The sequence below is a fragment of the Vagococcus lutrae genome (genome assembly GCF_003987555.1).
In the GTDB taxonomy this organism is placed as follows: domain Bacteria; phylum Bacillota; class Bacilli; order Lactobacillales; family Vagococcaceae; genus Vagococcus_A; species Vagococcus_A lutrae.
The window spans coordinates 78,763-91,893 of sequence record NZ_NGJW01000004.1; the positions used below are offsets into that span (position 1 = coordinate 78,763).

15 protein-coding genes are annotated in these 13,131 nt (G+C 40.3%); 1 reads left to right on the plus strand and 14 read right to left on the minus strand.

Annotated features, from left to right (window positions below; all coding sequences use genetic code 11):
- Position 1 precedes the first annotated feature (1 nt).
- Together pdhA and CBF33_RS04065 are read right to left on the minus strand one after the other, a co-directional pair.
- Positions 2-1,108, minus strand: coding sequence for a pyruvate dehydrogenase (acetyl-transferring) E1 component subunit alpha (gene pdhA, locus CBF33_RS04060; RefSeq protein WP_211329523.1), 1,107 nt, complete (start codon positions 1,106-1,108; stop codon positions 2-4).
- 21 nt (positions 1,109-1,129) lie between these two features.
- Positions 1,130-2,137: a PTS sugar transporter subunit IIC gene (locus tag CBF33_RS04065; protein WP_126762042.1), complete on the minus strand. Its 1,008-nt coding sequence runs from the start codon at positions 2,135-2,137 to the stop codon at positions 1,130-1,132.
- A gap of 264 nt (positions 2,138-2,401) precedes the next feature.
- Between CBF33_RS04065 and CBF33_RS04070 the strand changes: the two genes are divergently transcribed.
- Positions 2,402-3,307, plus strand: coding sequence for a LysR family transcriptional regulator (locus CBF33_RS04070; RefSeq protein ID WP_126761854.1), 906 nt, complete (start codon positions 2,402-2,404; stop codon positions 3,305-3,307).
- Positions 3,308-3,372: 65 nt separating this feature from the next.
- Here the strand turns inward: CBF33_RS04070 and CBF33_RS04075 are convergent, their stop codons facing one another.
- The 12 genes from CBF33_RS04075 to fabT form a co-directional block, all read right to left on the minus strand.
- Entirely contained in the window at positions 3,373-4,167 is a 795-nt protein-coding gene (locus CBF33_RS04075) for an acetyl-CoA carboxylase carboxyltransferase subunit alpha (protein WP_126761856.1), read from the minus strand.
- On the minus strand, positions 4,157-5,032 hold the full coding sequence (gene accD, locus CBF33_RS04080) for an acetyl-CoA carboxylase, carboxyltransferase subunit beta (protein WP_023605424.1): 876 nt from the start codon (positions 5,030-5,032) through the stop codon (positions 4,157-4,159). Before accD ends, CBF33_RS04075 begins: the two co-directional genes overlap by 11 nt.
- Before the next feature lie 14 nt (positions 5,033-5,046).
- Positions 5,047-6,417 carry an acetyl-CoA carboxylase biotin carboxylase subunit gene (locus CBF33_RS04085; protein ID WP_126761858.1) on the minus strand — a complete coding sequence of 457 codons (1,371 nt, stop codon included), beginning with the start codon at positions 6,415-6,417 and terminating at the stop codon, positions 5,047-5,049.
- Between the two features lies 1 nt (position 6,418).
- Positions 6,419-6,850, minus strand: coding sequence for a 3-hydroxyacyl-ACP dehydratase FabZ (fabZ, locus tag CBF33_RS04090; RefSeq protein WP_023605426.1), 432 nt, complete (start codon positions 6,848-6,850; stop codon positions 6,419-6,421).
- 11 nt (positions 6,851-6,861) lie between these two features.
- Positions 6,862-7,332, minus strand: a complete 471-nt coding sequence (gene accB, locus CBF33_RS04095; protein WP_244919684.1) for an acetyl-CoA carboxylase biotin carboxyl carrier protein — start codon at positions 7,330-7,332, stop codon at positions 6,862-6,864.
- 1 nt (position 7,333) lies between these two features.
- Complete coding sequence (fabF, locus tag CBF33_RS04100; protein WP_126761863.1) at positions 7,334-8,572, minus strand: beta-ketoacyl-ACP synthase II; 1,239 nt, start codon at positions 8,570-8,572, stop codon at positions 7,334-7,336.
- Between the two features lie 11 nt (positions 8,573-8,583).
- On the minus strand, positions 8,584-9,315 hold the full coding sequence (gene fabG, locus CBF33_RS04105) for a 3-oxoacyl-[acyl-carrier-protein] reductase (RefSeq protein ID WP_126761865.1): 732 nt from the start codon (positions 9,313-9,315) through the stop codon (positions 8,584-8,586).
- A 1-nt stretch (position 9,316) separates the two neighbouring features.
- A complete protein-coding gene (gene fabD / locus CBF33_RS04110; RefSeq protein ID WP_126761868.1) occupies positions 9,317-10,258 on the minus strand; it encodes an ACP S-malonyltransferase in 942 nt (313 codons plus the stop codon).
- A 14-nt stretch (positions 10,259-10,272) separates the two neighbouring features.
- Positions 10,273-11,235, minus strand: coding sequence for an enoyl-[acyl-carrier-protein] reductase FabK (fabK, locus tag CBF33_RS04115; RefSeq protein ID WP_126761871.1), 963 nt, complete (start codon positions 11,233-11,235; stop codon positions 10,273-10,275).
- Between the two features lie 84 nt (positions 11,236-11,319).
- The gene (locus CBF33_RS04120; protein ID WP_023605432.1) at positions 11,320-11,553 is read right to left on the minus strand and encodes an acyl carrier protein; all 234 of its coding nucleotides are present in this window, start codon (positions 11,551-11,553) and stop codon (positions 11,320-11,322) included.
- Between the two features lie 50 nt (positions 11,554-11,603).
- Positions 11,604-12,578 carry a beta-ketoacyl-ACP synthase III gene (locus CBF33_RS04125; RefSeq protein WP_126761873.1) on the minus strand — a complete coding sequence of 325 codons (975 nt, stop codon included), beginning with the start codon at positions 12,576-12,578 and terminating at the stop codon, positions 11,604-11,606.
- Positions 12,579-12,596: 18 nt separating this feature from the next.
- Positions 12,597-13,037, minus strand: coding sequence for a fatty acid biosynthesis transcriptional regulator FabT (fabT, locus tag CBF33_RS04130; RefSeq protein WP_023605434.1), 441 nt, complete (start codon positions 13,035-13,037; stop codon positions 12,597-12,599).
- Positions 13,038-13,131: the final 94 nt, after the last annotated feature.

The following is a 13,131-nucleotide window of genomic DNA, read 5'->3' on the forward strand; positions in this document are numbered from 1 at the left end:
GTTAGTTAGCCTCCTTCTCTTTATAGAACGCAATTTCTTTTGCAATACGTGGTGTCGGTACTTCGTAGACACTTTCTAACATTTCAGAAACTTTCATCTTAGGTGCTTTATCAGCAGTATCTAATGCTTCGTTAACTTCTTGAGTTGTCGCATCGATAACTTCTTGTTCCATTTCTTCATTCCATAAACCTTTGTCGCCTAAATATTTACGCATACGGATTAAGCAATCTTTTGCTTGCCATTCTTCAACTTCGCCTTCTGGACGGTAACGTGTTGGATCATCTGATAATGTATGTGGTCCGTAACGGTAAGTTAATGTTTCGATTAACACAGGGCCGTTTCCAGCTAATGCGTAGTCTTTTGCCATTTTCGTTGCTTCATATAGAGCAAGTGCATCCATTCCGTCTACTTGGATTCCTGGAATTCCAGCTGCAACTGCTTTTTGAGCAAGTGTTTTAGCTTTTGTTTGTTTATCACGAGGAACTGAAATACCGTATTGGTTATTTTGTACAATGAAGACAACTGGTGAATCAAATGCCCCAGCAAAGTTAATACCTTCGTAGAAGTCACCTTGAGATGTACCACCGTCTCCGATGTATGTCATCGCTACTTTTTTCTCGCCATCTAAGTTATAAGCCATTCCAATACCTGCAGCTTGTAACATTTGAGAACCAATGATTGTTTGTGCTGGTAAACCTTGTAAATCTTCTGGGAAATGGTTACCTGCTACGTGTCCACGGTACCAAAGAACTGCGTTTGATAAAGGCATACCATGTTTAACCAAAGGAATAACGTCACGGTAAGTTGGTAGTAAGAAGTCTTGTTTATCAATTGCAAACAATGTTGCTAATTGAGATGCTTCCATACCTTCTGATGGAGGTAGGTTCCCGATACGACCTTGACGACCTGCTAATACTAAACGTTTGTTGACTGTACGTCCCCAAACTAGGTCTTTCATCAATGCCACCATCTCTTCATCTTTAAGTGAAGATTTCAAGCCGTTGTTGACTAGCTCTCCTTTTTCATTAAGAATCTGAACGAATTTTACGTTTTCAGTATTCTCTTTAACGATCTGATCAAAATTAATTGTTTTTGCCATTTTGTTCATCCTTTCAAAAATGTTTTTTTATTAGTTGAAATCTAATTGGTAATCTTCTGGTTTTGTAATAGACCAGACTTTACTAAATAAGTAGTTGAACACAAAACCTAATGTTAGAGGGATAACTAAGAATGCTAGTGTGACTTTAATCATATTCCCTACTGTCCAACCACCTGGTGCTAATGTCATCGCATTAATTGGACCAATTAAACCACTGAATCCAAATCCAGCACTAAATGGTGTGCCTTCTAATCCCATAAATGCTGCAAAAGCACCTGAGATTGCTGCGTTACAAATAACTGGTAAAATGATTTTTGGCTTTTTAATAACGTTTGCCATTTGCATTTTTGGTGAACCAATAAAGTGAGCAAGTGATGTTGGCACACTGTTTGCTTTCCAACCAGCTACACATAAACCAAAACCTGCTGCACAGATTCCAATATTAGCAGCTGCTGAACCGACACCGCCTAATGAAATAGCTGTAGCAATTCCAACTGTCGCAATCGGCGAAACAATCATCATTGAGAAGATAACAGCTAAAGCGATTGCCATTGGCACAGGTTGTAATTCGGTTAACATATTAACGAAGTTACCTAACATCATCGTAATTTGTTTAACGAATGGTAGTAGTAGTTGTCCGATACCACCTCCTACAATAACTAAAATCGTTGGAATAACTAAAATCGTAAAGGCTTTCATCTTTTCACCAATTAATAAGATAATAAGTGCTCCGATTGCAGCTGTTAAACCCGTGTTAATAACATCTCCTGTCCCTTGGAAAATAAATCCACCTTCAGGATTTAATGTTGCAACACCCGATCCAACGACACTTGCCATTCCTAAAGCTCCGATTTGAATAGGTGTGAATTTAAAATTAAGTGCTACTGCCACCCCCACAACAATCGGCATTAACGTTTGGGCGATCCCCGTTGCGGTTAATCCAAACTGCCAACCAATTGCTTTTGAAAGTTCACTCAGTAAAGCACCTGGTATTAAGGATACGACAACCCCGATGGCAACCCCATTCAGTACGTTCATCGCAAAATCCTTAGGTTTTACTCCAATATTCACATCTTTTCCTCCTTTGATATTCTTTATTTTTTTGTAACTTTAAAACCTATTTTATGATTGCTAAAACTAGCGGCTTCAAGTAAAATCAAACTTGAAGGTGTTATAAGAAAACGTTTCCTTTTGTTATCTCTAGTGTAGCATGTACAAAAAATTTGTGAACTCAATTCTTTTTATACCCCTATAGATACACTCTATAAAGACAACAAAACCCTTATCTGGAAAGGACTTACTATGGATATTAGACAAGTAAAATACTTTATTGAAATCATTAATTCACAGAGTTATTCCCTTGCCGCTAAAAACCTGTTTGTCACGCAACCGACGTTATCATGGAATATGACGAAACTTCAAAATGACTTGGGCACCAAACTGTTATATCAAGTTGGAAATAAAGTACTTCCTACTTCGGCAGGCGAATTATTATATGAAAAAGGCTCTTCGATTGTTCAAGACTTTGATCAACTCGAAGCCACTCTGTTAAATCAAGCTTATCGAGAAGATGAAGAGTTAGTCATTGGTTCTAATGCTGTTATTTCACCCTTTTTCATGCCTCTTATCGAGCAATTTATGACTGAATACCCGCATATTTCCTTACATATTGTCGAAGAAGGCTCAATTAAAACACAAAAAAAGGTCTCAGAAGGAGACCTTGAAATTGGTATTGTGTCATACCCGATTAATTTTCCTAATTTAAGTGTTGAAAAAAACATGTTCCATTCATTCCATTATGACGCCTATGTGGTCATGCGTAGCGACCACTCTTTAGCTAAGAAAAAATCATTGAAATTTAGCGAACTCAAAGAACAAGCCTTTGTTTCCATGTCGAAAGACTTTGTTCTCTATCATGTGCTGCAAGACTTAGCTGAAGAATCTGGTTTTCGTCCTAATGTTCGTTTCATCAGTAACAACCATGAAGTCGTCTTACAAACGATACTCAATAGTCAAGCAGATCAAACCGTTGCCCTTATGCCGATTCAATTGCAAGACGAGTATCGCAATGAAAACTTAACTTGGGTTAAACTAGATAATAAGGTTAAGAAGTTCGATATCGTTGTGATTCATGAAAAAAATCGCACACTTTCACCTATTGCCGCCCAGTTTTTAGAATTTGTAACCAGTCATAAAATAAAAAAATAACACTCGACTCATGTTAACAGTTCCCTTAAGACTAAGGGGAACTGTTAATTAATGTTCGAGTGTTTTTAAAATTGACGAAATCTATCATAACGTCTTTCTAATAATTCGTTTATTTCTATGGCTTGTAAGTTTGTCAATTGAGCGATGATTTTCTGTTTTAAGTCGCGCTCGATTAACGCTTGTTCTAAAGGAAGTCCACTTGCTCCCTGTGTTTCTAACACAATCTCATCAATCACACCTAGCTCTTTTAAGTCATAGGCTGTGAGCTTCATTAATTCAGCCGCCTCTTCTGCCCGTTTAGCATCTTTCCATAAAATAGACGCAAATCCTTCTGGCGATAATATCGAGTAAATACTATGTTCTAACATCATGATATGGTCGGCGACTCCTAAAGCTATCGCACCACCGCTACCGCCTTCGCCAGTAAAAATCGCGATGATAGGTACAGCTAAATCACTCATCTCATAGAGATTACGCGCGATAGCCTCTCCTTCACCACGTTCTTCTGCTTCGATACCACAAAAAGCACCAGGAGTATTTATAAACGTAATAATAGGACGGCCAAACTTTTCTGCTTGTTTCATCAGTCGCAAGGCTTTACGATACCCTTCTGGATGTGGGGAACCAAAGTGACGCGCTACATTTTCTGCTAAGTCACGTCCTTTTTGAATCGCCACTACCGTACATGCAAGCCCGTTTAATGTCGCGATTCCACCTACAATCGCTTTATCGTCAGCATAGTGGCGATCACCATGCAATTCAATAAACTCATCAAATAGTCGATGAATATAATCTAATGGCGTAACACGTTGAGGATGACGGGCTAACGCTACAATTTCACTAGCTGTTTTAGCTTTCATGGAAGTTTTTCACATCCTTCACTTGATGCACTTTTAATAGATAGGCTAATACTTTAACTAACTCGTTACGTTTAACTATTTTATCTAAAAATCCCTTTTCCAATAAAAATTCGGACGTCTGAAATGTTTCGGGTAATGTTTGACGAATCGTTTGTTCAATCACACGTCTACCGGCAAACCCTATCGTAATACCGGGTTCAGCGAGAATGATATCCCCTTGCATCGCAAAACTCGCCGTCACACCACCTGTTGTCGGATCAGTTAAAACAGGAATATACAATAAGCCTGCTTTTGAGTGACGTTTTACTGCGGCAGATATCTTAGCCATCTGCATGAGCGATAATATCCCCTCTTGCATTCTCGCTCCTCCAGATGCAGTAAAAAGCACGACTGGTAAACGTTCTGTACGTGCGCGTTCAAATAGCACTGTTAACCGCTCCCCCACTTCAGTCCCCATACTTCCCATCATAAAATGACTATCCATAACACCAAAAGCAACATCATGGTCTTGAATTCGTCCACATCCTATCATGACCGCTTCACTTAAACCTGTTCTACTGCGAGCTTGTGTTAATTTATCTTCGTAACCTGGAAAAGCAAGGGGATTTTCTTCACAGTCTGGGATTTCCCACTCGTGAAAACTATTCGCGTCTAAAATAAGGGACATTCTCTCCTGTGTTGTTAAACGAAAACCATATTGACAGTGCGGACATACTTTTAATTCGCCAATCGTTTGATGATACAGCGTTTTTTGACAACTCGGACACTTCACCCATGTGTTGTCTGGTACTTTCGGTTTTTGGGGCGTCTGTCTATCGCGCTGCGGACGCAAAGGTATATAAGCACGTTTTTTAAAAAGTCCCACAACGTCACTCCTCTCTAGTTACCACTCGTTCCTAACCACTTTGGTAAAAATTCTTCTTGTAAATAGGCAGTAGAATAATCTCCTGTCAGAACACCTTCATCAGCGAGTAAATCAAGCTGAAATTCCTGATTGGTTTCCACACCGTCTGTGACAAGCTCTAAAAGTGCGCGTTGCATTTTTTGAATAGCTTCTTCACGTGTATGACCATGAACAATAATTTTCGCTATCATCGAATCATAAAAAGGTGGAATTTGATAACCATTATACATGGCGCTATCGACTCGTAATCCTAACCCCCCTGCAGGTAAGATTAAATGATTAATCGTCCCAGGCGAAGGAGCAAAATCACGCGCGGGACTTTCTGCATTGATACGACATTCAATCGCATGACCTGCAAAAACGACTTCTTCTTGCTTTAAAGTTAAAGCCTCGCCAGCTGCTATTCGCAATTGTTCTTTCACAATATCGACACCTGTTATCATTTCTGTCACAGGATGCTCCACTTGAATACGGGTATTCATCTCCATAAAGTAAAAATCATCCTGTTCGTCGACTAAGAACTCAATCGTCCCCGCTCCCTCATAGTCAATTGAACGCGCTGCTTTTAAAGCAGCTTCGCCCATTTCAGAACGCAACGCATCTGACAAGGAATATGACGGCGCTTCTTCTAAGACTTTTTGATTATTTCGTTGTAATGAACAATCTCGTTCTCCAAGATGAATCACATGACCATACTGATCACCTAAAATTTGAACTTCGATATGCCGCGCGGGATAGATGATTTTTTCGATATACATCGCATCATTACCAAATGCAGCACGAGCTTCAGATTGTGCATTGTGAAATTGACTTGAAAGTTCTGATGGCGCCATGACTTTACGAATTCCTTTACCGCCGCCACCTGCAGCCGCTTTTAACATAATAGGAAAACCGATTTCTCTTGCAATTTTTTCGGCCTCTTCGACTGTGGCAACTACTCCTTGACTACCAGGAATAACGGGCACGTCAGCAGCAATCATTAAAGCTCTTGCATTAATCTTATTTCCCATTGCGTCAATTAAATCGGCAGATGGACCAATAAACTTAATTTGACAATCGCGACACATTTCCGCAAACAAACTATTCTCAGCTAAAAAACCAAAGCCTGGATGAATAGCTTGAGCGCCTGTTAAAATAGCCGCACTTAAAATCTGCTCCATATTTAAATAGGAGTCACTTGCTCGTGCCGGTCCGATACAAATCGCTTCATCCGCCATCTCAGTATGCATGGCATAACGATCGGCTTCAGAATATACGGCAACCGTTTGTATTCCTAACTCACGACAAGCGCGAATAATTCTAACCGCAATTTCTCCACGATTGGCAACTAAAACTTTCGTAAACATGTTACTCTGCTCCAATGATAAAGGTCATAAGAGCCGAACACACTTTTTTATCTTCCACGTAAGCGGCTGCCTTCCCTACTCCGATATTTCCTTTACGCTTAATAATGTCCATTTCCATACGTAACACATCACCCGGTACAACTTTTTGGCGGAATTTCACTTTATCAATCCCACCTAAATAACCTGTCATCCCTTCAAATTCTGGACTTTTTAATAAGGGAATCGAGCCAGTTTGAGCCAGAGCTTCTAGTATTAAAACACCAGGCATAACGGGTTCCCCCGGAAAATGTCCTGGGAAAAACGGCTCATTATACGTCACATTTTTAATAGCCACTACACGTTTCCCGGGCTCCAATTCTAAAACACGGTCGACCATCATAATCGGATAACGATTGGGAATAATCTCCATAATTTCTTGTGCATTTAATTTCATCTTATTTCCTCCTAAATGATTTCTATTAACGGTTGTCCAAATTCCACGACTTCTTCATTGTCTACATGGATTGCTTTCACCGTTCCTGAACGGTCGCTTGTAATTTCATTCATTATTTTCATCGCTTCAATAATACAAACTACTTCACCTTCTGCTACCGCATCGCCCACTTTTTTAAATGGTGGCGCATCTGGAGAAGCTTGTAAATAAGCCAATCCTACTAGTGGTGAAGTAATCATATGCCCTTTCACTTCGGCGGCTGGTTCGACTTCTGCTGATGAAGGTGATATTTCATTGGTAGAAATAGGTTTCTCTTGGCTTTGTATTACAGGAGCGACCGTTTGATTATCATGAGATGATAATCCTCGTGTGTCCTTATCCTTATTTAAATACAAACTTAACTCTGTATTTTTTAATTCCAACACGCGAATGTCAGACTCTTGGAAAAAAGTTAACAACTCTTTTAAATCTGAAAATTCCAAATTATGCACCTCCCCATTTTTTAAAACAAAGGACGGCATTATGTCCACCAAAGCCGAGAGAATTACTTAAAGCGTATTGAACAGCACGTGACACAGGCTTTTGCGCCGTATAATTCAAATCACAAAGCTCATCTGGTTCAGTTAAGCCGATTGTGGGAGGAATGATACTATCATTTAAAGCACCAATACACGCCATCGCTTCAATAGCTCCTGCGGCACCTAATAAATGTCCCGTCATACTTTTCGTACTTGAAATTGCCACGGTATGTGCTGCTTCTTTCATTGCATATTTAATTGCCGTTGTTTCAGCCCCATCATTAGTAGGCGTACTGGTTCCATGCGCATTGATATAATCAACTTGCTCAGGTGTTATACCGGCTTCTGTCATGGCTTGTATCATACATTCTCCTGCTCCTGAACCGTCTGGATTAGGACTCGTCATATGATAGGCGTCACAAGTTGCACCATATCCGACTACTTCAGCTAAAATCGTTGCGCCTCTTTTTTGAGCATGTTCAAGTTCTTCCAACACTAACACGCCACTACCTTCTCCCATAACAAAGCCACTTCTTTTTTTGTCAAACGGAATGGAGGCTTGCTCAGGATTTTCTGCAGGCGTCAAAGCCGTTAGCGCAGCGAAACCAGAAATACCAATTTCACAAATCGTCGCCTCTGCTCCCCCCGCCAACATTATATCGGCATAACCGTGTTTAATATGACGAAAAGCATCCCCTATAGCATTCGTTGCCGACGCACATGCTGTGACAACTGAGCTACATATTCCTTTTGCGCCGATTGCGATAGCAATATTACCGGCCGCCATGTTGCCAATAGCCATCGGAACAAAGAAGGGAGCAACACGCTTAGGTCCTCTGTCGTGCATTTTAATGACTTGTTCTTGAATGGTTGTCATACCACCAATTCCAGAACTCACCATCACTCCCATTCGATAAGGGTTAATAGCTGTCATATCTATGCCGCTACTTGCAAGTGCTTGTTTTGCTGCCGCCACACCATAAATGGAAAAATTATCCATGCGTTTTGTTGCTTTTTTCTCCATATAGTCGGTCGGATCAAAATCTTTAACTTCGGCTGCAACATGAATTCCTGTTTCACTAGCATCAAATTTTGTGATAACATCGATACCATTTTTTCCTGTTTTTAAGCCCTCCCATAAAGCGTCGGCGGTATTTCCTAAAGGACTAATCGCACCTTGTCCGGTAATGACAACTCGTTTCATATCCATTCCTCCTATCCATTCATGACCATTCCACCGTCAACGTTCAAGACTTGCCCTGTCATATACGACTGTTTAGCTATAAACAAAGCAGCTCGTGCGACGTCTTCAGCTTGTCCAAAACATCCAAGTGGAATTTGTTTCAATGCTTGTTCCTTAACTTTTTCTGATAAAACCGCTGTCATATCTGATTCAATAAAGCCTGGGGCAATCGCATTACAGGTAATACCACGACTTGCTAATTCTCGTGCCACCGACTTAGTAAAACCGACTACTCCTGCTTTACTCGCTGCATAATTCGTTTGCCCAGCATTCCCGATTAAACCAACTACACTCGCAATATTTATAATCGCACCCGACCGTTGTTTTAACATCGTTTTAGTAACGGCTTGAGTCATTTGAAAGGTTCCGACTAAATTGACGTTAATTACTTCGGTAAAATCTGTCGAATCCATGCGCATAAGTAAGCCATCGCGTGTGATTCCCGCATTATTAATTAAAATATCGACACGACCGTATGTCGCAATTGTTTCTTCAACTATTCGTTTCGCATCTTCAGCTTCTTGAACAGCACCTTCCACGTACATCATCTGCGTGTGATACGGTGCTAACGTTGCATACCATTCATCATTTAGAGGTTTACGACCATTAAAAACAACAAATGCTCCTTGCTTTAAGAAGCTCAAGCCTATTTCATAGCCTATTCCTCTTGTACTACCCGTTACAATTACGACTTTCTCTTTCATCTTATCCTCCTAAATCTCGTAGCTTCAGACATGTTTCTTCTAATGTCTGCTCATCTTCTACATGCATTACTTGAACGTGACGATTAATTTTTTTTACAAACTTTGTCAATATTTTTCCAGGACCTAGCTCGATGAAGACATTAATATCATCTGCTATCATGTTTTCAATCGTTTGTTGCCAATGTACGGGGGACATGACTTGCTTAACTAATAATGCTTTCAACTCGCTTTCAGTCATTGGTCGCCCCGTCACATTGCTATAAATTGGACACGTCATCGGTGCAAAGACGAGCGTTGCAAGTGTTCTTTCTAGTTTTTGAGCAGCAGGTTGCATGAGAGGGGAATGAAATGGACCACTCACATTAAGCATCACGACTTTACTACGTGGCTCTTTTTCTAAAAGCTCTTTCGCTTTAACAACAGCATGATATTCACCAGTAATCACTGTTTGTAACGGCATATTATAATTAGCAATGAAGACCTCTTGCCTGTCTTTCTGTAAATGCTGACAAACTTCTTCAATCTTAGACACTGCTATGTTCATAACCGCTGCCATTGCACCCTTTCCATCAGGTACCGCTTCTGACATGAACTGACCACGTTTTTCAATTAAAGGTAAAACTTCCGAAAATGAAAGAGTCTCACTAGCTAATAACGCTGTATATTCACCTAAGCTAAGACCTGCTACTGCTGTTGGATTATTAAATCCTTCTTCTTGCATTAACCGTGTTAACCCCCAACTCATCGTTAACATAGCTGGCTGCGTATAAGCGGTTTGGTTTAAACGACCATCATCTGAAAACATGATTTCAGACATGTCATAACCTAAAATGTTTGACGCTTCGTCGACCGTTGCGCGGTATAAAGGTTTTGAAGCATATAACTCCTGACCCATGCCAGGATATTGTGCCCCTTGTCCACTAAATAGAAACGCATATTTCACTTGACTCACTCCTTTTACGTCCAACGCTCATAACGTTGTCTCATGACTGATACACAGTCTTCCATTAAATCATGGACTATTTTTTCGCAAGGATCCCCTTCTGACTTAACTAACCCAGCTATTTGTCCAGACATCATCGAACCAGTTTTTGTATCGCCATCGACAACAGCACGCTTTAACGCACCTTTTCCTAAATCTTCTAGCAAATCCCAGTTTGGTTCTGCTTTACCCGCTTCAATCCGCTCGAGTTTCTCGTACTCGCGGGTTAATTTATTACGCAGACCGCGAACCGGATGACCGGTCGTCAATCCTGTGACTGCCGTACTTAAATCATTGGCTTTAATAACTGCATGTTTAAAATTCGGATGAATTGTCGATTCTTTAGAAACTAAAAAGCGCGTCCCTAACTGAACAGCATCTGCTCCGAGTATCAAGGCGGCTGCCATACCACGACCGTCTCCAATTCCACCCGCTGCAATCACGGGAATCGATACAGCATCGACTACTTGTGGGACGAGCGCCATCGTCGTACTTTTACCAATATGTCCGCCGCCTTCCATTCCTTCTACTACGACTGCATCGGCTCCTTCACTCTCCATGCGACGTGCTAAGCCTACAGATGCAACAACCGGTATAACGATAATTCCGGCTTCTTTAAACTTTTTCATATATTTACCAGGAGAGCCGGCTCCGGTAGTAATCACTTTAATTTTTTCTTCGCAAACTAAATCAACAATCGCTTCCACATGCGGTGACATCAACATGATGTTCACTCCGAATGGTTTATCCGTTAAAGATTTTGCGCGGTCGATTTGTTCCTTAACCACTTCTCGTGGGGCATGACCGGATGCGATAATTCCTAAACCGCCAGCATTGGAAACGGCACTCGCTAAAGTTGCTTCAGCTACCCAAGCCATAGCGCCTTGAAATATCGGGTAGTCAATATCTAACATTTGACAAATGGGTGATGCTTTCATGATGTCACCTTCTCTTTTCTTCATAATTTTCATATAAAAAATAGCTTAGAAGGCAGTCCCTTCTAAACTACTTAACGGTTGGTGTTATTTCTTAGCTAATTCGTTATCTACAAATTTAACTAAATCCTCAACGGTGTTTAAGCCTTCGTCTGTTTCGATTTTGATGTCAAATTCGTCTTCAATATCATTGATAATTTGGAATAAATCTAGGCTGTCTGCTTCAAGTTCTTCTCTAAAGTTTGTTGTTAATAATACTTCCTCTTCTTCTTTTCCTAATTGATCTACGATAATTTCTTGAATTTTATTAAAAGTTGCCATGTGTTGTTCCTCCAAATAGTATTTTATTTTTTATATTAGCTTGTTTTGTCTTAGAGTCGGACGAGCATACTTCCCCACGTCAAACCGCCGCCAAAACCAGTTAATAGTGTTAAGTGAGTGCCATCCAAGGGAATCGTCCCGTTCGATACATAGTCATCTAATACTAGCGGTATCGAAGCACTTGATGTGTTACCGACGTTGGCTATATTACTCAAAAACTTTTCTTGGCGAATACCAGTTTTCTTCGCCATAGCACTTAATAAACGTGCATTTGCTTGATGAGCAATTACCCAATTAATTGCTTCTACATCCGTCTGTGTCACCTCAAGCAGTTCCAGCATTGTTTTTGATACATTGCGAGTAGCAAAATCAAAAATTGCCCGACCATTCATTTCGATAAAAGGACGAGTAGAATTTACTCCCTTGAAAAATGGACTGTTATTTGCCAGACTTGGCGCTTGCAAAGCTGTACTTTTCGTCCCATCAGACGCTAGTATTTCTTTGATAAAAAGTGGCTCGGTGGCAGTATTTTCAATTAAAACTCCGGCTGCACCGTCTCCAAATAAGACGGCAGTTCGACGATCTTGCCAATCGACTAATTTAGACATTGTTTCACCACCAATGACTAACCCACACTTAGAACCAGTCCGAATTAATTTCTCTGCCATACTTAATGCGTAGACAAAACCGCTACACGCAGCATTTAAATCGAACGCCAACGCGTTCGTCGCTCCAATTGCCCCTTGCACACATGATGCAACAGACGGAGTTTGAAAATCAGGGGTCATCGTTGCCACGATGATAAAATCAAGTGTCTCCGCAGCAAAAGAACGTTTCCGAATAAGCTTTAACGCCACGTCTACACATAAATCAGTTGTCGATTGCTCAGTCACAACACGACGTTGTTTTATCCCCGTCCGAGTGGTAATCCACTCATCATTTGTCGGCATTATTTTCGATAAATCGTCATTACTCAAGTAATGGGCAGGTAATGACTGTGCTGTTTGCGTAATTTTCGCATACATGTTCTTCCCTGCTTTCTTTTAATAATGACCTTTTAAAAACTGATGTAAGTTTGCTAAGCCTTTAATCAGTGCTTGTTGCTCGCTTTCATCCATATCTTTCAAGGCTGCTTCGACCATTTTTTTATGAAAATGTTGGTGCACACGGTAAAATAGACGACCACGATTTGTTAATTTTAAACGCACGATACGTCGGTCTTTTTCACTACGCACCCGTTCAACATAGCCTTTTTTTTCTAAATTATTAATCGCAACAGTCAACGTGCCTACTGTGATAGACAAGCGTTTGGCGACTTCACTCGATGTTCGTTCGTTGTGTAAACCAATCGCTTCGATTGTATGCATTTCTTTAATCGAAAGGTCATCAAATTGACTTTTCTGTAATTCTGATTCCTCAATGGTCAAAATATCATTAAAAACGGTCACTAAATATTTATTGACTTTTTCTAAATTGGCATCCATGGATTAACCTCACTTCATTTACTTTGATAATCAAATCATTTGATAGTCAAAGTATATAGGGTTTGTTTTTATTTTGCAAGTTTTTTTATACATT

Coding starts and splice junctions, on each gene's coding strand:
- CBF33_RS04125 (WP_126761873.1), bottom strand. CDS start 12,578: ATGTATGCGAAAATTACGCAAACAGCACAGTCATTACCTGCCCATTAC.
- CBF33_RS04085 (WP_126761858.1), bottom strand. CDS start 6,417: ATGTTTACGAAAGTTTTAGTTGCCAATCGTGGAGAAATTGCGGTTAGA.
- CBF33_RS04070 (WP_126761854.1), top strand. CDS start 2,402: ATGGATATTAGACAAGTAAAATACTTTATTGAAATCATTAATTCACAG.
- CBF33_RS04120 (WP_023605432.1), bottom strand. CDS start 11,553: ATGGCAACTTTTAATAAAATTCAAGAAATTATCGTAGATCAATTAGGA.
- CBF33_RS04065 (WP_126762042.1), bottom strand. CDS start 2,137: ATGAACGTACTGAATGGGGTTGCCATCGGGGTTGTCGTATCCTTAATA.
- fabT (WP_023605434.1), bottom strand. CDS start 13,037: ATGGATGCCAATTTAGAAAAAGTCAATAAATATTTAGTGACCGTTTTT.
- CBF33_RS04075 (WP_126761856.1), bottom strand. CDS start 4,167: ATGAAAGCTAAAACAGCTAGTGAAATTGTAGCGTTAGCCCGTCATCCT.
- fabK (WP_126761871.1), bottom strand. CDS start 11,235: ATGAAAGCATCACCCATTTGTCAAATGTTAGATATTGACTACCCGATA.
- fabZ (WP_023605426.1), bottom strand. CDS start 6,850: ATGAAATTAAATGCACAAGAAATTATGGAGATTATTCCCAATCGTTAT.
- fabG (WP_126761865.1), bottom strand. CDS start 9,315: ATGAAAGAGAAAGTCGTAATTGTAACGGGTAGTACAAGAGGAATAGGC.
- fabF (WP_126761863.1), bottom strand. CDS start 8,572: ATGAAACGAGTTGTCATTACCGGACAAGGTGCGATTAGTCCTTTAGGA.
- pdhA (WP_211329523.1), bottom strand. CDS start 1,108: ATGAACAAAATGGCAAAAACAATTAATTTTGATCAGATCGTTAAAGAG.